At 63.1% G+C, this 25131-nt stretch carries 23 protein-coding genes; 12 read left to right on the forward strand and 11 right to left on the reverse strand.

Going from position 1 to position 25131, the window contains the following annotated elements:
• Positions 1-10: 10 nt before the first annotated feature.
• From V1289_RS19560 to V1289_RS19575, 4 genes are all read right to left on the reverse strand, one after another.
• On the reverse strand, positions 11-355 hold the full coding sequence (locus V1289_RS19560) for an SRPBCC family protein (RefSeq protein ID WP_334407559.1): 345 nt from the start codon (positions 353-355) through the stop codon (positions 11-13).
• On the reverse strand, positions 352-807 hold the full coding sequence (locus V1289_RS19565) for an ArsR/SmtB family transcription factor (RefSeq protein WP_334398404.1): 456 nt from the start codon (positions 805-807) through the stop codon (positions 352-354). Before V1289_RS19565 ends, V1289_RS19560 begins: the two co-directional genes overlap by 4 nt.
• 53 nt (positions 808-860) lie before the next feature.
• Positions 861-1118, reverse strand: a complete 258-nt coding sequence (locus V1289_RS19570; RefSeq protein WP_334398405.1) for a DUF3551 domain-containing protein — start codon at positions 1116-1118, stop codon at positions 861-863.
• 93 nt (positions 1119-1211) lie between these two features.
• Entirely contained in the window at positions 1212-2183 is a 972-nt protein-coding gene (locus tag V1289_RS19575) for a Bug family tripartite tricarboxylate transporter substrate binding protein (RefSeq protein WP_334398406.1), read from the reverse strand.
• A 136-nt stretch (positions 2184-2319) separates the two neighbouring features.
• Between V1289_RS19575 and V1289_RS19580 the strand changes: the two genes are divergently transcribed.
• Together V1289_RS19580 and V1289_RS19585 are read left to right on the forward strand one after the other, a co-directional pair.
• On the forward strand, positions 2320-2739 hold the full coding sequence (locus tag V1289_RS19580) for a VOC family protein (protein WP_334398407.1): 420 nt from the start codon (positions 2320-2322) through the stop codon (positions 2737-2739).
• Positions 2740-2971: 232 nt separating this feature from the next.
• Entirely contained in the window at positions 2972-4552 is a 1581-nt protein-coding gene (locus tag V1289_RS19585; protein WP_334398408.1) for an AMP-binding protein, read from the forward strand.
• 212 nt (positions 4553-4764) lie between these two features.
• Here the strand turns inward: V1289_RS19585 and V1289_RS19590 are convergent, their stop codons facing one another.
• The 3 genes from V1289_RS19590 to V1289_RS19600 form a co-directional block, all read right to left on the reverse strand.
• The gene (locus V1289_RS19590; RefSeq protein WP_334398409.1) at positions 4765-6057 is read right to left on the reverse strand and encodes a cytochrome P450; all 1293 of its coding nucleotides are present in this window, start codon (positions 6055-6057) and stop codon (positions 4765-4767) included.
• A 166-nt stretch (positions 6058-6223) separates the two neighbouring features.
• Positions 6224-7321, reverse strand: coding sequence for an HD-GYP domain-containing protein (locus V1289_RS19595; protein ID WP_334398410.1), 1098 nt, complete (start codon positions 7319-7321; stop codon positions 6224-6226).
• Positions 7322-7628: 307 nt separating this feature from the next.
• A complete protein-coding gene (locus V1289_RS19600; RefSeq protein ID WP_334408004.1) occupies positions 7629-7829 on the reverse strand; it encodes a hypothetical protein in 201 nt (66 codons plus the stop codon).
• A 164-nt stretch (positions 7830-7993) separates the two neighbouring features.
• On the opposite strand from V1289_RS19600, the gene V1289_RS19605 reads away from it, so the two are divergent.
• Genes V1289_RS19605 through V1289_RS19615 form a run of 3 tightly spaced genes read left to right on the forward strand, consistent with a single transcriptional unit; the run spans position 7994 to position 9861 of the window.
• Positions 7994-8782, forward strand: coding sequence for an alpha/beta fold hydrolase (locus tag V1289_RS19605; RefSeq protein WP_334398411.1), 789 nt, complete (start codon positions 7994-7996; stop codon positions 8780-8782).
• Positions 8779-9126 carry a hypothetical protein gene (locus tag V1289_RS19610; RefSeq protein ID WP_334398412.1) on the forward strand — a complete coding sequence of 116 codons (348 nt, stop codon included), beginning with the start codon at positions 8779-8781 and terminating at the stop codon, positions 9124-9126. Before V1289_RS19605 ends, V1289_RS19610 begins: the two co-directional genes overlap by 4 nt.
• A 60-nt stretch (positions 9127-9186) precedes the next feature.
• Complete coding sequence (locus V1289_RS19615) at positions 9187-9861, forward strand: dienelactone hydrolase family protein (RefSeq protein WP_334398413.1); 675 nt, start codon at positions 9187-9189, stop codon at positions 9859-9861.
• Between the two features lie 135 nt (positions 9862-9996).
• Here the strand turns inward: V1289_RS19615 and V1289_RS19620 are convergent, their stop codons facing one another.
• The 3 genes from V1289_RS19620 to V1289_RS19630 all read right to left on the reverse strand — a co-directional run bounded on the left by V1289_RS19620 (position 9997) and on the right by V1289_RS19630 (position 12001).
• On the reverse strand, positions 9997-10704 hold the full coding sequence (locus V1289_RS19620; RefSeq protein ID WP_334398414.1) for a polysaccharide biosynthesis/export family protein: 708 nt from the start codon (positions 10702-10704) through the stop codon (positions 9997-9999).
• Positions 10705-10853: 149 nt separating this feature from the next.
• The gene (gene msrA, locus V1289_RS19625; protein ID WP_334398415.1) at positions 10854-11510 is read right to left on the reverse strand and encodes a peptide-methionine (S)-S-oxide reductase MsrA; all 657 of its coding nucleotides are present in this window, start codon (positions 11508-11510) and stop codon (positions 10854-10856) included.
• A gap of 173 nt (positions 11511-11683) precedes the next feature.
• Entirely contained in the window at positions 11684-12001 is a 318-nt protein-coding gene (locus tag V1289_RS19630) for a hypothetical protein (RefSeq protein ID WP_334398416.1), read from the reverse strand.
• 370 nt (positions 12002-12371) lie between these two features.
• Between V1289_RS19630 and rpsT the strand changes: the two genes are divergently transcribed.
• The 6 genes from rpsT (at position 12372) to V1289_RS19660 (ending at position 20462) form a co-directional block, all read left to right on the forward strand.
• Positions 12372-12638 (forward strand): 30S ribosomal protein S20, encoded by a 267-nt coding sequence (gene rpsT / locus V1289_RS19635; RefSeq protein WP_074272437.1) that lies wholly within the window; start codon positions 12372-12374, stop codon positions 12636-12638.
• 1197 nt (positions 12639-13835) lie between these two features.
• On the forward strand, positions 13836-15266 hold the full coding sequence (gene dnaA / locus V1289_RS19640) for a chromosomal replication initiator protein DnaA (protein WP_334398417.1): 1431 nt from the start codon (positions 13836-13838) through the stop codon (positions 15264-15266).
• 230 nt (positions 15267-15496) lie between these two features.
• Positions 15497-16615, forward strand: a complete 1119-nt coding sequence (dnaN, locus tag V1289_RS19645) for a DNA polymerase III subunit beta (protein WP_334398418.1) — start codon at positions 15497-15499, stop codon at positions 16613-16615.
• Positions 16616-16663: 48 nt separating this feature from the next.
• Positions 16664-16951, forward strand: coding sequence for a GIY-YIG nuclease family protein (locus V1289_RS19650; protein ID WP_334398419.1), 288 nt, complete (start codon positions 16664-16666; stop codon positions 16949-16951).
• Between the two features lie 46 nt (positions 16952-16997).
• The gene (gene recF, locus V1289_RS19655; protein WP_334398420.1) at positions 16998-18137 is read left to right on the forward strand and encodes a DNA replication/repair protein RecF; all 1140 of its coding nucleotides are present in this window, start codon (positions 16998-17000) and stop codon (positions 18135-18137) included.
• A gap of 144 nt (positions 18138-18281) precedes the next feature.
• Complete coding sequence (locus V1289_RS19660; protein WP_334398421.1) at positions 18282-20462, forward strand: hypothetical protein; 2181 nt, start codon at positions 18282-18284, stop codon at positions 20460-20462.
• A gap of 12 nt (positions 20463-20474) precedes the next feature.
• Here V1289_RS19660 and V1289_RS19665 read toward each other — a convergent pair whose 3' ends face one another.
• Positions 20475-22358, reverse strand: a complete 1884-nt coding sequence (locus tag V1289_RS19665) for an acyltransferase family protein (protein WP_334398422.1) — start codon at positions 22356-22358, stop codon at positions 20475-20477.
• A gap of 333 nt (positions 22359-22691) precedes the next feature.
• Here V1289_RS19665 and gyrB point away from each other — a divergent pair, with 333 nt between their 5' ends.
• Entirely contained in the window at positions 22692-25127 is a 2436-nt protein-coding gene (gene gyrB / locus V1289_RS19670) for a DNA topoisomerase (ATP-hydrolyzing) subunit B (RefSeq protein ID WP_334398423.1), read from the forward strand.
• Positions 25128-25131 lie beyond the last annotated feature (4 nt).

Consider the following 25131-nt stretch of genomic DNA (forward strand, 5'->3'; position numbering starts at 1 on the left):
TTCTTGCGTATCAGGCGAGACTTTTTTCGAGCTGGTCGAGCGACGCCATCCAGCCGCGCTCGTGGCCGTCACGCGCGGCAGAATCGAACAACTGCTCGTGGTGCACAGTCATGAGCGTGCCATCGCCGTCCGGCTGCAGCGACACCCTCACCTGCGATTCACGCTCCGGCGTCGAGTGCCACGCCCAGCTGAACACCAGAAGCCGGTTCGGCACCACTTCGCGATAGACGCCGCCGACCTGGTAATACTCCTGGTCGGTGGAGAAGCTGACGCGGAAGCGCCCGCCGACCTTCGGGTCGATATCGGCCTGAAACGAATCGCGCCGGGCGTCGGCGCGCCCGAACCATTGAATTATTTTTTGCGGGTCGGTCCAGGCGGCGTAGACTTTCGCCGGGCTCGCATTGAGCCGGCGCGTGAAGGTGAGGCTTGGTCGCGCCGCGCGATCGGCGGCGGCGGCGACATTTGGTTGGCTGGCCATGGATCTTCCTCCACAAAAGCGGCAAGGCGATCGAGATTTTCGGACCAGAAGCGCTGGTAGCGGTTGAGCCAGTCCGTCGCCCGCTCCATTGGCTTGGCGGTCAACCGGCACGCCACCGTGCGGCCGGTCTTCTCGCGCGCGATCAGTCCGGCATCCGACAGCACATCGAGATGCTTCATGATCGCGGGCAGCGACATCGCAAAGGGCTGCGCCAGTTCGCTCACCGAAACGCTTTCCCGGCCGCCCAGCCGCGCCAGCAGCGCGCGCCGGGTCGGATCCGCCAGCGCGGCAAAGGTGCGGTCCAGCACTTCTTCTCGATACTTAACCATTTGGTTTAGTATAATGCCCAACCGCCGCGAGTCAAGCCGACCCGCAACGAAAATCAGTCGTTGTAATAATTCCGGTAGTGGCGCCCGTGCCGCGGCTGCTGGCCGTACGCGGCGCGGGGGTTGATGTTGCAATAGAGTGCGCGGCCGGACGCACTCGCCATGCACTGGGCGTAGGTCTGATAGGAGCAGTCGCCGGGAAAGCCGAAACCCCTGCCCTGCGCGCACCAGGGATAATCGTAGGCCGCGGCGGGAGCCGAGCCGGCGAAGGTGGCGGCAGCGGCCGCCATCAATACCAACATCACCATGCGCATGATCGTGCCTCCATCGCATTGGCCGGAAGCGGCTGTTGCGTCGCCCCGAAATGCAGAACGGCGATGCCCGTCATAAGGTTCCGGGAAGGCGCCTTATTCCACCTTGAGGCCAGCGAACTCGACCACCTTCTTCCATTTCTCGGTTTCGGCGACGATGTTGGCGCCAAAGGCTTCCGGCGTCTGGATCAGCGGCTCGCCGCCGAGTTCGACCAGGCGCTTCTTCATGTCTGGCTCGGCCAGGATTGCGTTGATCTCGGTATTGAGCCTGGCGACGATCTCCTTAGGCATGTTCTTCGGTGCGCCCATGCCGAACAGTGCGCTCGCCTCATAGCCGGGAACGGTTTCGGCCACCGTCGGCACGCCGGGCAGTTGCGCGGACGGCTCTGCCGTCGTCACCGCCAGCGCGCGCAAGGCGCCGGAGCGGATGTGCTGGATGATCGAGGGCATGTTGTCGAAGATCACCTGCACCTGGCCGCCGAGCATGTCCGTAATCGCGGGCGCGGCGCCGCGGTAGGGCACGTGCTGCATCTTGGTGCCGGTCATCGCCATGAACATCTCGCCGGACAGATGCACCGAGGTGCCGTTGCCCGAGGAGGCCATGTTCACCTTGCCCGGATTGGCCTTCACATATTCGATGAACTCGGCGACCGTTTTGGCTGGCACGTCCTTGCTAACCGTCATCACATTCGGCACCCGGTTGAAGGACGCGATCGGGGCGACGTCGCGGACGAAATTGAATTTCAGGTTCGCATAGAGCGTGGTGTTGATGTAGTTGGCCGGGTTGACCAGCAGCACGGTGTAGCCGTCGGGCTCGGCGTTGATCGCGGCCTCGGTGCCGATATTGTTGCCGGCGCCGGGCTTGTTTTCGATTACGAATTGCTGTCCGAGTTTCTCCGACAGCCGCTGGCCGATCAGGCGCGCAATGATATCGGTGGCGCCGCCCGGCGGATAGCCGACCAGGAAGCGCACCGGCCGGGCCGGATACTCCGCTGCAAATGCGCGGCCAATCGCAAGCGTGGATACGCCGGTGCCGATCAGGCCCAGCGCGGTTCGGCGTGAAATCATCTAGTTTCTCCCGATGTGACCGGGTTCAGACCCCGATCCGTTTCTATTGAACTGACAACGGCCCGCGTTGTAACAAACAAAGCGTGAAGCGGCCAGTGCGACACTTGCACTCCCGACCGCGACGAAAGGATTAGGCATGACTGTCAAGGTGAATGCGCTCGATCATCTCGTGATCAATGTCGCCGACGTGGCGCGTTCCGCCGAATGGTACCGCACGATTCTCGGCATGGAGGTCAGGGTGTTCGACCCCGGCCAGGGCAAGACGCCGCGGACATCGCTGCTGTTCGGAAACCAGAAGATCAATGTGCGGCCGCGCGATGCAGACAAGGTCGAATGGTTCACCGCCGATCACGAAACCGCAGGCAGTGACGATCTGTGCTTCCTCACCGCGAGCACGCCGGACCAGGTGGTCGCGCATCTCAAGGCGCACGGCGTCGCGATCGAGGAGGGCCCGGTCGCCAAGCAAGGCGCCTGCGGCACGCTGCACTCGGTCTATTGCCGGGATCCGGACGGGAGTTTGATCGAGATTTCGTCGTATGAGGGGGATGCGGGTTAGCCCCAACCCGTCATTGCGAGGAGCGAAGCGACGAAGCAATCCATAGCGCCGCAAGGATAATATGGATTGCTTCGCGGAGCCTGTCATCGGGTGCGCATTCGCGCGACCCGTTGGCTCGCAATGACGTGCAAAGAGACCTGCCCACTATTGCCGATTTGCCCCCCGCCCCATCCAGTGGCAGAACTACTCCCAAGCAAAGCCAAGGCGGCTGTAACGCTGCACGGGAGGATCAATGACCGCTTCACAGCCAACGCCGGGCATCGTCGGGCCGTTCGCGGGAATGGACGTGCCGTGGCTCTTACGGATGCGCGCCGAGACCCGCCGCGACCATCCGTTCCTGATCTGGGCCCCGTTCGAAGCGCCGGCGCGGCGCTGGTCCTACGGCGAATTCCACGACCGCGTCGGCGCGCTGGCCGCGGGCCTCGTCAAACGCGGCGTCAGGCCCGGCGAGTATGTCCTGATCCATCTCGATAACTGCATCGAGGCCATGCTGGCCTGGTTCGCCTGCGTCGAGCTCGGCGCCATCGCGGTCACCACCAACACCCGCTCCGCGCCGGCAGAGATGGAATATTTCGCCGGTCATTGCGGCGCGGTGGCCGCGATCACCCAGCCCGCCTACGCCGAGATGATCTCGGCGCATTGCCGCGGCTTGCGCTGGATCGCGGTGATTTCGCACGACGCTGGAGCTGCGCCCACGAACGGCGCGCCGCGCGCCGAGCGTTTCGAAGCCCTGTTCGCCGACAGCGTCGACCGGCCGCGCCGCGGCGTCGATCCGCTTGCGCCCTGCAGCGTGCAATACACCTCCGGCACCACTTCGCGCCCGAAGGCGGTGCTGTGGACCCATGCCAACGCGCTGTGGGGCGCCAAGATCAATGCCGCGCATCAGGACCTGCATGAAGGCGACGTGCATCAGACCTATCTGCCGCTGTTCCACACCAATGCGCTGGCCTATTCGATGCTGGCGGCGCTGTGGGTCGGCGCGTCCTGCGTGATCCAGCCGCGGTTTTCCGCCAGCCGCTTCTGGCCGGTCGCGCTGGAGCACAACTGCACCTGGACCTCGACCATCCCGTTTTGCATGAAGGCGCTGCTGGAGCACGAGATCCCCAAAAACCACAAATTCCGGCTCTGGGGCACCGCCGTGAACGACCCGCCGGCGTTCGCGGTGTTCGGCATCAAGATCATCGGCTGGTGGGGCATGACCGAGACCATCACTCACGGCATCATCGGCGAGGTCGACCAGCCCAACACGCCGATGTCGATCGGCCGCGCGGCGGCGGAATATTCCATCCGCATCACCGACGATGACGGCCGAACTACCGAAGTCGGCGACACCGGCAATTTGCTCATCAAGGGCATTCCCGGGCTGTCGCTGTTTTCGGAGTATCTGCACAATCAGAGAGCCACCAGCGAAAGCTTTGACGAGCACGGCTTTTTCGTCACCGGCGATCGCGTCACGCTCCTGGACAACGGCTTCATCAAGTTCGGCGACCGCGCCAAGGACATGCTGAAGGTTGGCGGCGAAAACGTCGCGGCCTCCGAGATCGAACAGGTGATCGCGCTGGTGCCCGGCGTGCGCGAGGCCGCGGTGGTGGCGAAGAAGCATCCGATGCTCGATGAAGTGCCGGTCGTCTTCATCATTCCGCAGGCCGGCATCGAAGGCGCACCGAAGGATCTGCACGACACCGTGATGGCCGCCTGCCGCAAGTCGCTGGCGGATTTCAAGGTGCCGCGCGAGATTCGATTCGTCGACCAGATGCCGCGTTCGACGCTGGAGAAGGTGGCGAAGGCGGAGTTGCGCAAGATGCTGGGATAGTGGTTGGACGACAAGACCACGGGCAATCGGAATCTTTCCGCGTCATTGCGAGCGCAAGCGAAGCAATCCAAGAGCGGCAAAGAAAGTCTGGATTGCGTCGTCGCTATCGCTCCTCGCAATGACGGGCTGTTGACAGACGACTGTGGGACAAATGCAAAACCAACCCGAAATCATCACGCTCCAGAGCGCGATGACTTATCGCCGAATCGTCTTCAGTTCAGCTCGAAGCGGATCGGCAATTTCTTCGGTCCGTTGACGAAGGTGGCCTGCGTCATCTTCACCTCGCCGTCGAGCGCGATCGATTTCAGTCGCGGCAGCAGTTCCTCGAACAGGATCCGCATTTCCAGCTTGGCGAGATATTGGCCGAGGCACAGATGCGCGCCATAGCCGAAGGCGATGTGCCGGTTCGGCTTGCGGTCGCAGCGGAATTTGAAGGGTTCGTCGAACACATCCTCGTCGCGATTGCCGGACGCGTAGCACAGCATCAGCCAGTCGCCCCCGGCGATCTGGCGCCCGCCCAATTCGGTGTCGGCGGTGGCCGATCGCATAAAATGCTTGACCGGCGTCATCCAGCGGATCGCTTCGTCGACGAGCCCCGGGATCAGCTCCGGATTGGCCCTGACGCGCGCGAATTGTTCGGGGTCTTCGGCAAGCGCCCAGATCGCGCCGGCGGTCGAGGATGACGTCGTATCGTGGCCTGCGGTCGCGACGATCATGTAATAGCTGGTGGCGTCATGGTCGGGCATGTATTCGCCGCCGATCCGGGCATTGGCGATCACGGTAGCCAGATCGTCGCGCGGGCTGCGGCGCCGGTCCTCGGTGATTGCCCTGAAATAGGCGCCAAAATCGTTCACGACCGCCTGCATCATGACGGAAAACTGTTCGGGCGAGAGCGCCTCCCTGATCCGCGCCGTATCGGGATCCTGCGCGCCGAACAGTTCCTGGGTCAGCTTGAGCATTCTCGGCTCGTCCCGTTCCGGCACGCCGAGAATTTCCATGATGACGTGCAGGGGATAGCCGAGCGCCGCGTCGGCGACGAAATCGCAACTCCCGCCCTTTTCCAGCATGCGCGCCACGGTATGCCGTGCAATCTCGCGAACCCGCGCCTCGAATTTCCCGAGATTGGCCGGCATGAACCAGCCTTGGGTCAGCGCCCGGTATTTCGGATGGTCGGGGGCGTCCATCTGAACCAGCGAGCGCACCAGATTGGGCCCGCCGGTGATCTTGCGGGCGCGCTCCTCGAACGCCCGCGACGCCACGATGGTCGGGCGATCGGCATTGTGGAACAGCTCGTTCTGGCGGCTGATGGCCTGGATATGCGCATGCTTGGTGACGACCCAGAACGGATCGAATTTCTCGGTCCGTGCAATTCCCAGCGGATTGTTGGCGCGAAGCCAGCGGTAGCTGTCATGGATGCGGTGATCGGCATAGGCGGCCGGGTTGACGAGGGTGGCGGCAATGTCGGCTGGGATATCGACATCGTCTGAGGCTAACCTTAAGTCCATGGGTTTCCTGCCGGTTATCGTTGATGAACGCGCGCAACGCGCGTGCGATGATCGCCGATAGCTAGCCGGCTGAGAAGCCCCAATACTTGCGCTGAGCGGCTGGCGGCTGGCGGCAGGCGGGCATCATCCCGGGGACGCGAGCGTTGGCGCCGGATTGAGTGAGTGCTCAATTATACCCGAACGCCACCGGGCGGAACGCCTGCAGCAATTGCTGGTCGAGCTGGCCGCCCATCTCTTCCATCATGGAGAACGCGTTGGCGTGCGTGAACTGCAGCCGGTAGGCCCGCTTCTCCACCAGCGCCGCATAGATGTCCACGATCGTGGTCAGGCGGACGATGTCGCTGATTTGATTGCCGCTCAGCCCGTTCGGATACCCGGTGCCGTCGAGGAATTCGTGATGGTGCAGCACCACGTCCAGCATCTCCGGCGGAAAGCCGCCCTGGGCCGACAGCGCCTCGTAGCCGCGGCGCGGATGCTCGCGCATTAGCTCCATTTCCGCCTCGGTGAGCGGACCCGGCTTGTCCAGCAGGCTAACCGGAATGAACGCCTTGCCGACGTCATGCAGCAGGGCGGCGCGGGCGAGACGCCGCTGGTCGTCCTCGCGCATGCCGAGATGCTGTGCGAAGGCGACCGCAAAGCCGGTGACAAACAGGCAATGGCGATAGGTATCGGTGTGATGACAGCCGACCGTCGTCAGCCATTCGCGCAGCGAGGAGTGCTTGATGGCCTTCAGAATCTTGTTTTCGGCTTCCACGACGTCGCTGAATTTCAGCGGGATGCCCGCCGGAAGCTTCTCGAATATCTTGACCATCACGGCGTGCGCCGCCGCAACGCCCCGGTTCAGGGCCTCGCCGCGATCGGTCTCGTCATACCCATCGCTGTCCGGAAACGCGGCACGGATGCGTTGCAAAATGCCCTGCGCGTCGAACGGCCGCGAAATCGTGTCGGTCGCGCCCAGCGCCCAGGCCTGCATCGATCCATGATGAAGCGCATCGGCAAGCACAAACAGCCGCGGCATCTCGCGGTAGGCTTCGGCCCGCAGCTTGTTGCGCACGAGCTGCACGCTCTCGGCGGAACGCAGGTTGATATCGACCACGATTCCCGAGAGATCGTGCGCCGGCGCGTCGGGAATTTGCGATGTCGTGATGGTATCGACCTCGCCGACCGACTGCAGAATGCTGGCCAATTCACTGCTTTGATCGCTTCGATCCGACGCCAGCAGCAGCCGGCGTTTGGACGAAGTTTTGTTGGTTAAAGCTGTCATGGGACCCCAGAGCCTTGCAGTAGTGACCGACGCCAAAGGCTACCGGAGAAGGCGTTCCTTGCGGCTTAAGAGGCATCGTGAAAGTTAACCTAGTGATGATGTTACAATTTTAATGATCCCGTCCCCGCGGTCATTGCGAGCGCAAGCGAAGCAATCCATCGCGCAGCAAGCAAAACTGGATTGCTTCGTCGCTCACGCTCCTCGCAATGACGGCTGCCGGCGACGCAATACTCCCCCACGATCGCCCCATAAAAAAATCCGCCGGAGGAACCTCCGGCGGATCGTTGTTGTCGCGAGGTAAGCGTCCTTACGCCTTCATGTTCGCCTTCACCGCTTCCGCCGTGATCGGCAACGAGCGGACGCGGGCGCCGCAGGCGTTGAAGATCGCGTTGCCGAGCGCAGGCGCGATCACCGTCACCGCCGGCTCGCCGACGCCGGTGGCCTTCTCGCCATTGGCGCTTCCTTTCCAGAGGCAATGCAATTTGGGATTGCGCGAAGAGAACGTCATTTTGAAATCTAACGTTGTGCGGTGCGGCACGATTTTGTCATCGTATTGTCAATGGGGGTCGCCGCCGCAGACATCACCTGCCGTTTCTGCATTTCCCAACGGCGAATGGATCGCGCTAGGATGCTTCCGGGCCGGAAGGCTCATCATCACTTTGGGAAGCTGCAATGCCAAAGCTCAGTCGTGACGGGGTCAATATCTATTACGAGGTTCATGGCAACGGCCCGCCGCTGTTGCTGACCCACGGCTATTCATCGACCTCTGACATGTGGCAGGGCCAGATCGAGGCGCTTTCGAAACATCACAAACTCGTGCTGTGGGACATGCGCGGCCACGGCCAGTCCGATTACCCCAGCGATCCCGCGGCCTATAGCGAAGCGTTGACGGTCGCCGATATGGCCACGCTGCTTGACGAAGTCGGCGCCGCCCAGGCGATCGTCGGCGGGCTGTCGCTCGGCGGCTACATGTCGCTGGCGTTTTATCGCACTCATCCGGAGCGCGTGCGGGCGCTGCTGATCATCGACACCGGACCGGGCTTCAAGAAGGACGACGCCCGCGAAATCTGGAACAAGCGCGCCCATGACACCGGTGATCGCTTTGAGCGCGAGGGTCTCGAGGTTTTGAAGTCGGGCAGCCGCGAACGCTCCAGCGTGACCCACCGCGATGCCTCGGGCCTGGCCCGCGCCGCACGCGGCATGTTGACCCAGCGCGATGCCCGCGTGATCGAATCGCTGCCCGATATCAAGGTGCCGTCGCTGGTCGTGGTCGGCGCCGACGACACGCCGTTCCTGGCCGCCTCCGACTATATGGCGGCGAAGATTCCCGGCGCCCGGAAAGTGGTGATCCCGGCCGCGGGACATGCCGTCAACATCGACCAGCCGCAGGCCTTTATCGACGCGGTGCTGCCGTTCCTTGACGGTCTCGACGCCAGCGCACCGCAGAGGGCCGCGTCATGAAAACGCTTGCTGTAGCCGTATGGCTTGTGATCGCCGGCGCCTCGGTGCCGGCCGGTGCGCAACACCTGCCGCCGACCGGCGGCCCCTACCCGCCATCCTTCACCGCGACCTTGTCGAACAACACGCCGCTGGCCTTCGGCATGGACGCTGAACAGGCGTCGCGCGCGCTGGGCACGCCGCTGAATTATGTCAGCGGCCGCCCCGGCAATGAAATCTACCTTACGTTCCGGAATGTCGGCGGCAGCGGATTGTTCTTCATCAAGGATCGGCTCTACCTGCAGTTCCGCAAAGGCAGGCTGGCCGGCTGGAAGGGCGACTGGGGCCACAACTGGATGTGGCAGTAACCGGCCGCTTTGATCATCTCAAAAAAACTTCGTGCAACCCTCAACGCAAATGGATGACCCGTGGGACAAGATATCAAACTGACGGCTTCGGACGGATTTAAACTGGGCGGCTATCGCGCCGACCCCGCCGGCGCGCCGAAAGCCGCGATCGTCGTGATCCAGGAGATTTTTGGCGTCAATCACCACATTCGCGCGGTCTGCGATCGCCTGGGCGGCGCCGGATATGTCGCAATTGCGCCGTCGATCTTCGACCGCATCGAACCGGACTTCCAGTGTGGCTATTCGCCCGATGAGATTGCCAACGCGCGCAAATTCGTCGCCAATCCCGACTGGGCCGCGATGCTGCTCGACACCCAGGCCGCGATCGACGCGGTCAAAAATGTCGGGCCGGTCGGCATCGTCGGTTTCTGCCTCGGCGGCAGCGTCGCCTATGCGGCGGCGACCAAATTGTCGGGCCTGTCGGCTGCGGTCGGCTATTACGGCGGCGCCATCGTCCGCTTTGCGGACGACACGCCCGACGTGCCGACGCAACTGCATTTCGGCGAAAAGGATGCGGGCATCCCGCTGACCGATGTCGACACCATCAAGACGAAACGGCCCGAGGTCGAGATCCACGTCTATCCCGGCGCGCAGCACGGCTTTCACTGCGACGAACGCGCAAGCTACGACAAGACCAGTGCCGACATCGCCTGGCCGCGCAGCCTGGATTTCTTCGCCAAGCATCTGAAGATATAAGACTTGTCATTGCCGGGCATAGCCGTCTGAAGGACGGCGTCGCTTACGCTCGCCTATGACCCGGCAATCCATCTTTTTCGGTAGACTCGCTTGTTGGATGGATGCGCGGGTCAAGCCCGCGCATGACGAGTTGGTTCAGAACCAGCGCTCGCCGATCAGCACCGTATCGCCCGGACTGAGCGGCGTGCCGAGCGGAACCACAAAGCGCCCGGTTCCGGACTCGTCGGTATGCGTCAGCGTGACGCTGTCGCGCCGCGCCCGGGCCGAGAAGCCGCCAGCAATCGCCACCGCGCTCTCGACCGTCATGTTGGGGACGTAAGGATATTGGCCGGGAGCGGCGACTTCGCCGAGGATGAAGAACGGGCGGTAGCCTTCGATTTCCACCGCGACCGAGGGGTCGCGGATAAAGCCGCCGCGCAGCTTGGCTGATATCCCCGCCGCCAGCCCCGCCGGCGTGCGGCCGCGCGCGGGCACCGGACCGATCAGCGGCATGGTGATCGAACCGCCGGCATCGATCGCATAGGTATTGGTAAGGCCATCCTGGCCGTAGACCACGACGCGCAGCTTGTCGCCGGCATCGAGGTGATAGCCCGCGTCGTATCGCACCGGTTCGACCGGCGCTGCATAGACCGCCTGGGCTGGCGCCGGCTCGTAATAGCCGCGAGGGGCCGCAGCAAAGGCCGAGCGAAGCGCGCTGATCGCGCCGCCGCCGGAATCGGCGGCCGCCACCGGGGCCGGCGCGTAGGTCTGGCCGTAAGCCATGGAATCGAGATCGCTCTGCGGCTGCGCGACAGCGACGGGACCGGTCGTGCGCATGCAGCCCGACAGAGCGAGCGCGGTCATGATCGCAGTGATCGGTAATCGAAACGCGCGCGCAACCCGCACCGGAGCCATCCCTCAAAGCGAGACAGCTCCAGTCTTGCACCGGTTATGGTTAACAAATCGTTTTTTCGGCCTCACCACGCTAGCGGACGCGGTGAAGAGGGAAGAAGTCAGGCCGCTATATCCGCACCGATCGGGCACGACACGCCGGTGCCGCGCAACCCGCAATATCCGGCCGGATTCTTGGCGAGATATTGCTGATGATAGTCCTCGGCGAAATAGAATTCGCCCGACGGCGCGATCTCGGTGGTGATGGCGCGAAGACCCTTTGCCGTCAGCGCCTTCTGATACATCGATCTCGATGCATCGGCGGCATTACGCTGGGCGTCGCCGAAGGTGTAGATCGCGGAACGATATTGGGTGCCGACATCGTTGCCCTGGCGCATGCCCTGCGTCGGGTTGTGATTTTCCCAGAACGTCTTCAGGAGTTTTTCGTAAGCGATCTGCTTCGGATCAAACACCACCAGCACCACCTCGGTGTGGCCGGTGCGGCCCGAGCAAACCTCTTCATAGGTCGGGTTCGCCGTGTGGCCGCCGGCATAGCCGACCGCTGTCGCGTAGATGCCCTCGCCGAGTTGCCAGAACTTGCGCTCCGCGCCCCAGAAACAGCCGAGCCCGAACACCGCTTGCTCGAGACCTGCGGGATAAGGCGGCTGCAGCTTGCGGCCATTGACGAAGTGGGTGGCGGCGGTCGGCATCGGCGTGGCGCGGCCTTGCAGCGCTTCAGCGGCAGTCGGCAACGCAGTGGTCTTGCGCATGAACAACATGGATGACCTCCAGGCGGAACATCGGCCGAGGTGGAGAGGCGTCGGCCGGTTGACTTCTATATATCTTTACGCCGATCGCCGCAGCCCCATTGCGCGAGCTTTGTTAAGTCAGCAGCCTTGCTGGATCGGCCGTCCTGGTGGGCCGGTGCTGCGGTGCAGTCCAACCTCCGGGGTCAGTTGCGCGAATAGCCGATCAACGGCTTGCGCGGCCGGAACAAGATCATCAGCAAGATGCCGACCACGCCCAGCACGGCAAACACCGGCTGGTCCAGGATGATCTTGATGACGCTGTTCCACAGCCAGGGTGCCTTGCCCTCCAGCCAGGTCCGGAACGCCAGCTGGCTGGATTGGTGAATATCGTTCCAGAACTGGCCGAACCGGGTGAAACGCAGGGTCTGGTCGGCCACGAAGCGGGCGCCGTCATAGACCATGAAGATAAATCCGCCGGCCAGCAGCAACAGGCCGATAAGTCGAAAGAAACCGCGGATCATGCGTCACCTTAATATCTGTCGGGTGCCCTGGGCCGTCAGCCAATAGCGGGCGGCCCGGAGAAATTCAACCTCATCAGCAACTTATGCGCCCTTTCCGGCCGGATTCCCGCAACTTCGGGGAGCCCGGAAAGCGTTGACGGTGCGGGGCGCGCCCTCTATAAGACCCCCAATGGCGGCGGGCGCAATCCCGCCGCCGCTGTTCTTTGAGCATTGCTGCTGTGTGAGCCTTTCCGCTCCGGAGCATGGCATCCTCAAGAACGCCCTTGATGAACACCCTTGTAAGACACACCAGCGTCGATCACACGATTTGAACGGCCGGCGCGCTCAAGCCCGACCACTGAGCGACCAGCGCCGAAGGATAGTTGAGAACATGGCCAATACCACTTCCGCCAAAAAGGCGACCCGCAAGATTGCCCGCCGCACCATCATCAACAAGTCGCGCCGCACCCAGATGCGCGGTGCGGTTCGCACCGTCGAGGAAGCTATCAAGAGCGGCGATCGCGATGCGGCATTGAAGGCGATGGCGCAAGCGGAACCAGAACTGATGCAGGCAGCGCAGCGCAACATCATTCACAAGAACAACGCGAGCCGGAAGGTGTCGCGCCTGACGCACCAGATCGCCAAGCTTGCGAAATGAACTGACTGAAGAAGATATTCGTCAAAAAAGCCCGGCTCAGCCGGGCTTTTCTTTTTTGATATTCGATTGTTCGATTGCTGCACAGCTGACTGCGTGTCATGCTTCTTCACGCCCGTATTTTTACGAGGTGCTGGTTGTTGCACCGGCAGTGCTATGCGCTCGAATGCGAGAAACCGGCTCGTTATGCCGGGAACACGACATAGCGCCTGGTTTCCGATCCGCGAAAGCCGGGCGGGAGTTACCCGAAAAAACAACCGCGAAAAACTTCGCTTCGCTAATCACTTATCCCCATAGCAAGTCCAAGCGGTTTGAAAATTGGCTCGCGCGAGATCGAACGTAAATATTTTATGAATATTTTTTGCGGGTGCCGCGAGATTTGTGACGGCGACCGGCGCGCGCGATTCTGTGCACGGATTCAAAAACTTGCTTTCCGATTTCGCAATTGCAGCGCGGCAACACCGGCGAAGACTCGTTCGTCTCCGTCGATTCAACGGATTGTCAGAACTCGCGCATAGTGTATTTCTTAGATCGTTCGCGACGCCTACGGCTCTCCAGATCAGCGCGGTTTGAGACCCAAGGGCGGACGTGCAAATCGGCGGCGGTGTGCGCGTTAGCGACGCTTTCCAAGCGATGCTAAGTTGATAACTCATAGCAATATGAGGACGGCTGTTCTGTGTCTAAATTTCTCGGCGTGGCTTTCGTGCGCTACGGACAAGGGAGATACGGCGCCAGCCGGCAACCATTGCATGGGAATGCGGAGCCCGCGAACGTGTTGAAGACGACAGACTGAGGTACGCGGTGGGGCAGCGCTGGGCATTGTGATGTTCGGTAGCGGCAGACTGGCTTTGAAAAACACTTTCGAGTTGACAACTCGCCGCGCGTAATCGCGGTGGGAGGGGGAGGTAGTATGCTTTACGGAATCATCGCGGCATTCGAATTGCAGATTTCAAACGGAACCGTATCCGACACCCTGGATTGCACTTTTACCCAGCCCTTTGCGCGAACTCCGGAAAGACCGTCGAGTACGCGCTGACCTCGCGGGCGCTTCTTCTCCAGCCGATGATTTGCCCGACGGCGTCTTCGCCGAACGGTTGATCTATGTCCGGAGCGGGAAGCTTCGCTTGAGGTCGCGCCGTGGCAGGAAACCTGCACGGCGATTTCACAACACCACTACTCTTTCAGAAAAGTTCTCAGGCAATGACAAATATCGAACAGGATCGCTGGTCGCGGGTAAAAGGCCGGTTGCGCTCGAGCGTCGGCGAAGACGTCTATACGAGCTGGTTTGCGCGCATGGACCTGGAGAGCGTGCAGGACGAAAGCGTCCATCTGTCGGTTCCGACCCGGTTCCTCAAGAGCTGGATCCAGGCGCATTACGCCGACCGCGTTCTGACCTGCTGGCAGGCCGAAATGCCGGAAGTGCATCGGGTCGATCTCACCGTGCGCACGGCGATGCGCTGCGCGGCCCCGGTCAAGGAAGCTCCTGCGCCGGCCGATCAACGCCGTCCCGAGCGCGCCGATGGCCGTCCCGCGCCCGAATTGCGGGCCACCGCGACCGCGCCGGTGTCCGCCAGCCATGATGCGCTGGGCGGCTCGCCGCTCGATCCGCGCCTGACATTCGCAAGTTTCGTGATCGGCCGCTCCAACACGCTGGCGCACGCCGCCGCACGTCAGGTCGCCGAAGGCCGGCGCGGCGATGCCGTGATGTTCAATCCGCTCTACATCCACGCCGGCGTCGGCCTCGGCAAAACCCATCTGTTGCAGGCGGTGACATGGGCCGGCAACTCGGGCGCCGAACGCAAGGTGCTGTATCTCACCGCCGAGAAGTTCATGTACGGCTTCGTCGCCGCGCTCAAAACGCAGACAGCGCTGGCGTTCAAGGAGGCACTGCGCGGCATCGACGTGCTCGTGATCGACGATTTGCAGTTCCTGCAGGGCAAATCGACCCAGGCCGAGTTCTGCCACACGCTGAATGCGCTGATCGACGCCGGCCGTCAGGTGGTGATCGCCGCCGACCGTCCGCCGTCCGATCTCGAAAGCCTCGACGATCGGGTCCGCTCGCGGCTGGCCGGCGGCCTCGTCGTGGAGATGGGCTCGCTCGGCGAAGAGCTGCGGCTCGGAATCCTGAAATCGCGCGTCGCCGCGGCCCGCGCCCATCATGCGAGCTTCGACGTACCGGAACCGGTGCTGGATTATCTGGCGCGGACCATCACCCATAACGGCCGTGACCTCGAAGGCGCCATCAACCGCCTGCTGGCGCACTCCAAACTCAATGCCCAGCCGGTGACGCTGGAAATGGCGGAGCGCGAAGTCCGCGACCTGATCCGTCCGCAGGAGCCGAAGCGGATCAAGATCGAGGACATTCAGCGGGTGGTCGCCCGGCAATATAATGTGAGCCGCTCGGACCTGCTGTCCTCTCGCCGTACCGCCAATGTGGTCCGGCCCCGTCAGGTCGCGATGTATCTGGCCAAGACGCTGACGCTGCGCTCGCTGCCCGAGATCGGCCGCCGGTTCGGCGGGCGCGATCACACCACGGTGCTGCATGCCGTGCGCAAGATCGAGGCACTGGTCGCCAGGGATACGGCGCTGTCCGAAGAGGTCGAATCGCTGAAGCGCCAGCTGCAGGAATGAATTCTTCCTTTTCCCGCCCCTAGCCGGGGCGGGAAAAGGTCTTCCTCCTCGCAAAACGTGGGGAACGGCGTCGCAATCCCTTGCGCTTGGGGCGCATCCGCGCCACCTTGCGGTCCCCCCGGGGAATTTGATCAAATCCAGCTTTGATCCGGCTTTTCGGGTTTCAATTGCCGCGGCGCGCCTTCAGGGCCGCCCGGCTTTTCCATCTTAGGGATCAGGCGGGTATTGCAATGAAGGTCACCGTCGAGCGCGCGCAACTCCTGAAATCGCTGGGCCACGTCCACCGCGTGGTCGAGCGCCGCAACACCATCCCGATCCTGGGCAATGTGCTGATCCGCGCCGAAAACGCCAAACTGTCGCTGAAGGCGACCGACCTCGATCTGGAGGTGACGGAAACGCTGGCGGCGGAAGGCGGAACCGGCGGCTCTACCACCGTGCCCGCGCACATGTTCTACGACATCGTCCGCAAGCTGCCGGACGGCGCGCAGATCGTGCTGGAAGGCGACGGCGACCGTTCGGTGCTGGCGATCCGCGCCGGCCGTTCGCGCTTCACGCTGCAGACCTTGCCGGAGAGCGATTTTCCCGATCTCGCCGCCGGTGACATGACGCATTCGTTCACGCTGGCCGCCGCCGACGTCAAGCGCCTGATCGATCGGACGCAGTTTGCAATCTCCACCGAAGAGACCCGCTATTATCTCAACGGCATCTATCTGCACGCGGCCGGCACCGCCAAGACGGCGACGCTGCGCGCGGTTGCCACCGACGGGCATCGCCTCGCGCAAATCGATCTACCGCTGCCCAAGGGCGCTACCGGCATGCCCGGCGTGATCGTGCCGCGCAAGACCGTCGGCGAAGTGCAGCGGCTGATCGAGGACAATGAGGCCGAAGTCACGATCGAACTGTCCCAGGGCAAGATCCGCTTCACCATCGGCAATGTGGTGCTGACCTCGAAACTGATCGACGGCACGTTTCCGGATTACGGCCGCGTCATTCCGCAGAACAACGACAAGGAACTCATCGTCGACAAGAAGGATTTCGAGGCCGCGGTCGACCGCGTCTCGACCATTTCGAGCGAGCGCGGCCGCGCGGTGAAGCTCGCGCTGTCCCCCGGCAAGCTGGTGCTGTCCGTCACCAATCCGGATTCCGGCAGCGCCACCGAAGAACTCGAAGTCGAATACGCCTCCGACGCGCTCGATATTGGCTTCAATTCGCGCTATCTGCTCGACATCGCCGCGCAGATCGAAGGCGAGGTCGCGATCTTGAGGCTGGCCGATCCGGGTTCGCCGACGCTGGTGCAGGACAAGGACAACAAGGGCGCACTCTACGTGCTGATGCCGATGCGGGTGTGATTCCCCTCTCGTCATGGCCGGGCTTGACCCGGCCATCCATCAAACCAAATGACCTATTGGGCGTACATCCTCGCAAGTAAACCTGGTGGAACGCTATATGTCGGCGTGACGAACAATCTGGTGCGACGGGTCTACGAGCATCGCGAGGGTTTGGCAGATGGCTTCACCAAACGATATGGCATTAAGACGCTGGTTTATTTTGAACCGCACGAAACAATTTCGGGCGCGCTTCAACGCGAAAAGAACATCAAACATTGGTCGCGCGAGTGGAAAATCGACCTGATCGTCGCGAGCAATCCCGACTGGAAGGATCTATACGAAGAGATTGTCCGCTGACGCGGACGATGGATTGCCGGGTCAAGCCCGGCAATGACAACCTCACATGACCCCCTCCCGCATCCACCGGCTGTCGCTGACGCACTTCCGCAATTATCGCGCGGCGAGTTTGCAGGCGCGCGGCGATGTCGTGGTGCTGGTCGGGCCGAACGGCGCCGGCAAGACCAATTGCCTCGAGGCGATCTCGTTTCTGTCGCCGGGACGCGGCCTGCGGCGCGCCACGCTGGAAGACGTCGCCGACAATCAGGGCGACGGCTCCTGGGCGGTTTCCGCCGAAGTCGAAGGCGCGCTGGGGCTGGCCACGCTCGGCACCGGCATCGACGCGCCCGGCAGCGAGGCGGCCTCGACGAGCCGGCGCTGCCGCATCGACCGCGAGCCGGTGAACTCGGCAACCGCCTTTGGCGATCATTTGCGCATGGTCTGGCTGACACCTGCGATGGACGGGCTGTTCCTCGGCGCCGCGTCCGAGCGCCGGCGGTTCTTCGACCGGCTGGTGCTGGCGATCGACAGCGAACATTCCAGCCGCGTTTCGGCGCTGGAGCGCTCGTTGCGCTCGCGCAACCGCCTGCTCGAGGTGCGCAATTACGACGACCATTGGTGTGACGCGATCGAGCGCGAAACCGCCGAATTGGCGGTCGCGGTCGCGGCCACCCGCGGCCAGACCGTGACCAAACTCGCAGCGATGCTGCGGGAGCGCGGCGCGACTTCGGCGTTTCCCTCGGCGCAGATCATGCTCGACGGCTGGATGGAAAATGCGCTGGTCAGCGAGCCCGCGACCGCGGTGGAGGATCGCTACCGCGAGATTTTGCGCGCCGGCCGGGCGCGCGACGCAGCAGCCGGACGCACGCTGGACGGCCCGCACCTCACTGACCTTCAGGTGATGTATGCGCCAAAGAGCATGCCGGCCCGCGACGCCTCCACCGGCGAACAAAAGGCGCTGCTGATTGGGCTGGTGCTGGCGCATGCCACGCTGGTGGCCGAGATGACCGGCATCGTGCCGCTGCTGCTGCTCGACGAGGTGGTGGCGCATCTCGATCCCAACAGGCGCAAGGCGCTGTTCGAGGAACTGGCAAAACTCGGCGCCCAGGTCTGGATGACCGGCGCCGACCCTGCGGCGTTCACCGATATCGGCCCAACCGGCGAGATTTTCGACGTGGAATCGGGCCAGATCGCCCGCCGCGCCTGAGGGGCGCGGATAGGTCCGGTTTGAACCGAATCTTGCAACCACGCGACTAGCTTTCGGCAATGGTTCCACTGACGTCGCCGCCGCCTGGCGGCCGCGTGGGTCGTGCGTCAGTGGTCGCGTGCTCTCAAACCCTGGAGTCAAGAAATGCTCGGAACGTCGCGCCGGATCATCCCGGCCGGAAAACGCCTGCTGCCGCTGATCTTGCTGATGGCGGCCAGTGCGCCAATCGCCGCCAGGGCCGACGACGGCCTGGTCGACGTTCGGACCTTGCCGCGCCTCGAAGGCGCGGTGGAAGAGGTTGCCCGCACCGAGCCGCATAGCCTGCGATATGGCGTTCCGACCGTGCTAGCGATTACCACCGATGCGACCAAAAAGCTGCTCGCCGCCAATGGCTGGGTGCCCTATTTGCGGCCGCTCGATGAGAAGAGCGCCGCGCTGACCTTCAAGAAGGCGCAGCAAGGGCTTTACGTCTCTTTCACGCAGGGCCTCGGCCGGCCGGATCAGTCGGTGGTGTACTACTCGTCCGAACGGGTCACCGCGAATGTCCCGTTTCCACCTGACGCGACCGAAATCGTGTTCGACGAAAACCGGCCATATCTCGGCTGCGTCGCCCCGGCCGCGCTCGACGCCACCCTCGATTTCTTCCGCAAGGAGCTTGCCGCCCTCGGCTGGCAGCCACTCACCGCGGCCGACGCCGCCGGGCACTGGCCCAACGCGACGCTGAACGAAACGATCGGAAACGGCGCGCGCGCCTATTACACCCATGCCGACAGCGAGGGTTTCTACCGGCAGAAGCCGATCATGCTGACGCTGCAGCGCCGGACCGATGGCAGGACCGGCGTCGATATCCAGGTCGCACCCTTTGCGTTGCCGCAAACGCTGGAGGCCGATTCCGAGATCGCCGGCCTGCCGCGGCCGAAGCCGGCCAAGGGCTCGCAAGGCGTCGGCGATTCCAACTCGGTTCGCCGCAAGATCGACGTGGCCGCGATGGCGGAACTTGCTCCGGTGCTTAGCTTCTATCGCCGCGAACTTGGCGCGCGGAGCTGGACCGAAGAGACGGCGGGCGCCGTCGTTGCCCCCGACAACGTCACGCTGAACTTTTCTTCCGCCGACCAGACCGCGACGCTGAAGCTCAGCCGCAAATACGACCTGACCCTCGTCATTCTCGTCACGCAGGTGAAGGAGGCGGCACTGGCGGCGCGCGCCAAAGCGAAGAAGGAGGCCGACGACAACTTCTTCAAGGATGCCGAGGCGACGGCAAGGCAGATGATCGCCGCGGACGAGGTGCGGCGGAAAGCGCAGGCGGCCGGCCTTTCCGATGCGCCCCTGAATGCGCTCGCCAATTCATCCGCGCCGGTGCCGGTGCCGGAAAACGCCGAGAACCTGAAATTCGACGGCGGCGACGGCAAGCTCGAATTCGATTCTTCCTCAAGCGTGAAGGCGATCGCGGCATTCTACCGCGGCCTGCTGAAGTCAGAGGGTTGGAAAGAACAGCCGTCGGTCATCAACAAATCCAATATGGTCGTGATGGAGTTCTCCAGGGGCGGCAAGGCGCTGTCGTTCACGGCCATGCAGATGGGGCCCAAGGTGAATGTGAGCGCCGATGGATCGGGCCTCGTGATGGCCCGCGCCAAGGCGGGTTCTGCCGGCAGCCAGGCCGCCAGCGGACCGTCCGATACGTCGCCGGGCAAGGCCGCCGTGGAAGACCTCGAAGCCGAGCCCGATTCCGCGCTGCCGGTGCCGAAGCGGCATACCGTAAGCTCGATGGGCGCCTCCCATCTGCCGGGCGGCCAGACCCCGTTCCGACGCGAGCTTGGGGCGAGCGTGCCCGCTGAGCTCGGCTCGGTGCTCGCCTTCTATCGCAGCGAGCTCACAAAACGTGGATGGAAGGAGACGGCAGCGCACGCCGTCGTGAAAGCGGACCAGGTACAACTGGCGTTTACCTCGCCCGAAGGTCCGGCCGTGCTGAAGCTCGGCCGCCAGAATGGCGAGACGACGATCAACCTCGCGCAGAAGAATCCGGCGGCGGCGGCGAAGGCCGACGTCATGCCGAAGCCCGGTCTGGCCAAGCTGATGTTCGGCAATATGGGCGACGGCGAAGTCGCCGTGACCATCAACAAGCAGACAATCAAGATCGCAGCCGGCGCCGGCGGACCGCAATCGCCGAAAGGACCGACGCTCGACTTGCCGCCCGGCAAATACCAGTACTCGCTGAAGATTGCGGGCGGCCCTGCCCGATCTAACCAGATCGAGATCGCGGCCGACGAAACCTGGGGCCTGATGATTGCGCCCAATGGCGAGGTGCTGCCGGTGCAGATGTATTAATGCGGCATGCTTTCACGGCTTGCTCGCGGGCGCCGGCCCGCCGAGCAAGCGGTCGATCACCGTATTGACCAAATATTCCGAGCCTTTTTCGGTGAGATGGACCTGATCGCTGGTCGAGATGTCCCCGGCGCTATCGCCGATGCGGGTCACGCAACCGTCCTCATCGCACAGCGCGTCTGACGCGGAGATGAATTCGGCGCCGAGCGGAACCAGTTTCGCGCGCATGACCGCATCATAGCCGTTTGATTGCGCGGCGGCGTTCGATCGCGCCGGGATCAGCCGGCGATGCAGCATGAAGTAGTGAAGCACCTCGGACGGAAGCCCGCGTCGCCACGCTGGCACCCCACCGAGCACCACGACACGCGCGGTGGTCAACGTCTTCAGGGCCACGACCGTTTCGGCCACATGGTCGAGGTGCTTTTCCCAGGTTCCGTGCAGCAGCACGATATCGGGCCTGATGTCGCGGACCAGCGACAGCACCTTGTCGTTGATGGCGCGGCAGTTGGGCGTGGACGGGATGTCGGCATTCAACGCGGGAATGCAGGAACTGGAGGTGAGCTGTCCGATGCCAAAATTTCGCGTCTGCTGGGCCTTGAGCAGCCCCGGCATCAGCGCGCCTGCGGTCGAATCTCCCCACACCAGAACCAGCGGCCGCCGGGTCCGATCGACGCAGTCATCGGCAAACGACATCTCGTGGCTGAGATCGAGCAGGCAACGGTGAAACCGCCATTTCGCATTTTGGGTCGGCACATTGGCCATCGCGCGCATTTCCGCCGGCAGCCGGAAATCGAAACCGCGTCCCCAAACGATAGCGGAACCAGCGACGGCGACCAGCACCATGCCGGCACACAAGGCAAAAATCCGGCGCGGGCTCGGGGCGCCAAATCGAAACGGCTTTTCGACGTATTGATAGGTCGCCCAAGCCAGGAGCCCGCTGGCGAGCAATATCAACTCGCGTTCCAGCAGCGTCAGCGGGTTGAACTTGATGATGGTGAAGAACACCAGCAGCGGCCAATGCCAGAGATAGGCCGGATAACTGATCAGCCCGATCCCGACCAGCGGCCGGCTGGCGAGTACGACGCGGCAGAACCAGGCACCGGGTGCGGATAACAGCAGTGCGGCTCCCGCGACCGGCAGGATCGCCCACCAGCCCGGAAAGGCGCGATGGGGGTCGAGCACAGCGGCGGCAACCGCGATCAGCCCGACGCCGATCAAGGCGCGCAGATTGCCGGCCGCGCTGGTCTGACTGATCCCGCTCCAGCCGCGCGCCAGGACCGCGCCGGCGAGCAGTTCAAACGCCCGCGTGAACGGCAGATAGAAGGTCGCGACCGGGTCGGAGCCGATCAGCGCCACGTTAAGCAGGAACGACCCGACGCCGAGGATCGACGCGACAGCCACGATGCTCAGGCGCAAGCGGACGGCCAGCATCAACAGCAGCGGCCAGAACAGATAGAATTGCTCCTCGATGCCCAGCGACCACAAATGCAGCAGCGGCTTTTTGGCCGATTCGACATCGAAATAGCCGGACTGCAGCAGCAGCGCGATGTTGGCGAAAAACGCCGCGCTGGCGAAGACGTCGCTGCCGAGCTGCGCATAGGCCGCCGGCAGCATCCATAACGAGCCCAGCACCAGCGCAGCGCAGAGCACGACGATCAAGGCCGGAAAAATGCGCCTGATCCGCCTGACGTAGAAGCCAACCAGGCTGAACCGCTTGAGGTCGAGCTCGCGCGCGATGATGCCGGTGATCAGAAATCCCGAGATCACGAAGAAGATGTCGACGCCGATGAAGCCGCCCGGTATCGCTTCCGGGAACGCGTGATAGTTCATCACCAGCAACACGGCGATGGCCCGGAGGCCGTCGACATCCGGCCGATATTGCGGTGAGGGTGAAGACAATTGCGGCTAATCCGGGAACGCGACAGCAGGCAGATCGGGTTGCCAACCTGCACTGCCGCCATCTCTAGCAGGTTCGCGGCGGTCTGCCATTTTCTCCCGCAGCGGCCCCAAAAAGGCGGACTTCGATGGCCTGGAATCGGGCCTCGAATCGGGCTTTTCGAAGCGCCCGGAATCGGCCTTCGGGCACCTTGAAAGAGAGCCAAAAAATACCATCTATTCAATAGCTTGTGGATACAGACTTTGCGCTAGGCGCAATGCCTCTTTCATGGCACAAATAGATCAATCAGCGCCTCATATTGCGCAGCTGATTCGGGACATCCTCGAAGGCTTCACATGACAGAACCTGCCCGGCAGACACCTGCCGACACTGAGCATCCCATTCCCGTCGAATACGGCGCGGAATCGATCCGGGTTTTGAAAGGCCTCGACGCCGTGCGCAAGCGGCCCGGCATGTATATCGGCGATACCGATGACGGTTCCGGCCTGCACCACATGGTCTACGAGGTCGTCGATAACGCCATCGACGAGGCGCTCGCCGGCCATGCCACCGCCGTCGAAGTCGTGCTCAACGCCGACGGCTCCGTGACCGTGCGCGACGACGGCCGCGGCATTCCGGTCGACATCCACAAGGGCGAGGGCATTTCGGCGGCCGAGGTCATCATGACCCAGCTGCACGCCGGCGGTAAATTCGACCAGAATTCCTACAAGGTTTCCGGCGGCCTGCACGGCGTCGGCGTCTCCGTCGTCAACGCGCTGTCGAGCAAGCTGCAATTGCGGGTCTGGCGCGACGGCAAGGAGCACTTCATCGAATTCGCCCATGGCGACGCGGTGGCGCCGCTCAAGACGGTCGGCGAGGCCAATGGCAAGCGCGGCACCGAGGTCACGTTCCTCGCCTCCACCGAAACCTTCACCAATGTCGAATATGATTTTGCGACGCTGGAGCATCGCCTGCGCGAGCTCGCGTTCCTGAATTCCGGCGTCAACATCGTGCTCTCCGACATGCGCCACGCGGTCGAGAAGCGCGAGGCGATGCGTTACGATGGCGGCGTCGAGGTGTTCGTCAAATATCTCGACCGCAACAAGAAGGCGATGGTGCCCGCCCCGATCATGGTCCGCTCGGAGATGAACGGCATCGGCGTCGAGGCCGCCCTGTGGTGGAACGACAGCTACCATGAGAACGTGCTGTGCTTCACCAACAACATCCCGCAGCGCGACGGCGGCACCCATCTCGCCGGCTTCCGCGGCGCGCTGACGCGCCAGGTCAACGGCTATGCCGAGGCCAACGCGAAAAAGGAAAAGATCGCGCTGACCGGCGACGACTGCCGCGAGGGCCTCACTGCGGTGCTGTCGGTGAAAGTGCCGGATCCGAAATTCTCGTCGCAGACCAAGGACAAGCTGGTGTCCTCGGAAGTGCGCCCGGTGGTCGAGAACGTGCTCAACGAGGCGCTGGCCGCGTGGTTCGAGGAACATCCGACCGAGGCCAGGGTGATCGTCGGCAAGGTGATCCAGGCCGCTGCCGCCCGCGAAGCCGCCCGCAAGGCGCGCGAACTGACCCGGAAAAATCCGCTGAGCGTCTCCTCGCTGCCCGGCAAGCTCGCCGACTGCCAGGAAAAGGACCCTGCCAAGTCGGAACTGTTCATCGTCGAGGGTGATTCCGCAGGCGGCAGCGCCAAGATGGGCCGCAACCGCGAATTCCAGGCGGTGCTGCCGCTGCGCGGCAAGATCCTCAATGTCGAGCGCGTACGCCCCGACAAGATGCTGTCGTCCGAACAGATCGGCACATTGATCACCGCGCTCGGTACCGGCATCAGCGATGATTTTTCGATCGACAAGCTGCGGTACCACAAGATCATAGTCATGACCGACGCCGACGTCGACGGCGCCCATATTCGCACGCTGCTGCTGACCTTCTTCTACCGGCAGATGCGCGAGGTCATCGACGGCGGCTACCTCTATATCGCGCAGCCGCCGCTCTACAAGGTCTCGCGCGGCAAGTCCGAGCAATACCTGAAGGACGAGCGCGCGCTGGAAGATTACCTGATCGATACCGGGCTGGACGACTGTGTGTATAAATCGGGGACGGGCGAAGATCGGGCGGGCAGCGACCTTCGAGCGCTGGTCGAGGATGCCCGCGTCATCCGCGCCCTGCTGCGCAACCTGCACAGCCGCTATAATCGGAAGGTGATCGAGCAGGCAACTATTGCGGGCGTGCTGCGGTCGGATATTTATGGCGATCTGGAACGAGCCAATGCTGCGGCAGCTTACATAGCCACCCGGCTCGATGATCTTACTGAAGAGGTTGAGCGCGGCTGGCAGGGATATTTCACCGAGGGACAGGGCTTCCGATTCGAGCGCACCGTGCGCGGCGTGAAGGAAGTTGCCGTCATCGACGATGCGTTCCTGGGCTCGGCCGACGCGCGCAAACTCGACGAATATACGCCGAAGTTGCAGAAGCTCTATGCGAAGTGGGGCAAGCTTCGTCGGAAGGACTCCGAGGACACCATTCACGGTCCCGTCGACCTGTTCGACGCGGTCACCAACGCCGGCCGCAAGGGCGTGACGATGCAACGCTACAAAGGCCTTGGCGAGATGAACCCCTCCCAGCTCTGGGAAACCACGCTCGATACCAACGAGCGCTCGCTGCTGCAGGTCAAGATCAAGGAGGTCGACGAGGCCGACGACATCTTCACCAAGCTGATGGGCGACGTGGTCGAGCCGCGCCGCGATTTCATCCAGGAACATTCACTCAGCGCCAACGTCGACGTGTAAGGCC

The sequence above is a fragment of the Bradyrhizobium sp. AZCC 2289 genome (genome assembly GCF_036924615.1).
Taxonomy (GTDB): Bacteria; Pseudomonadota; Alphaproteobacteria; order Rhizobiales; family Xanthobacteraceae; genus Bradyrhizobium.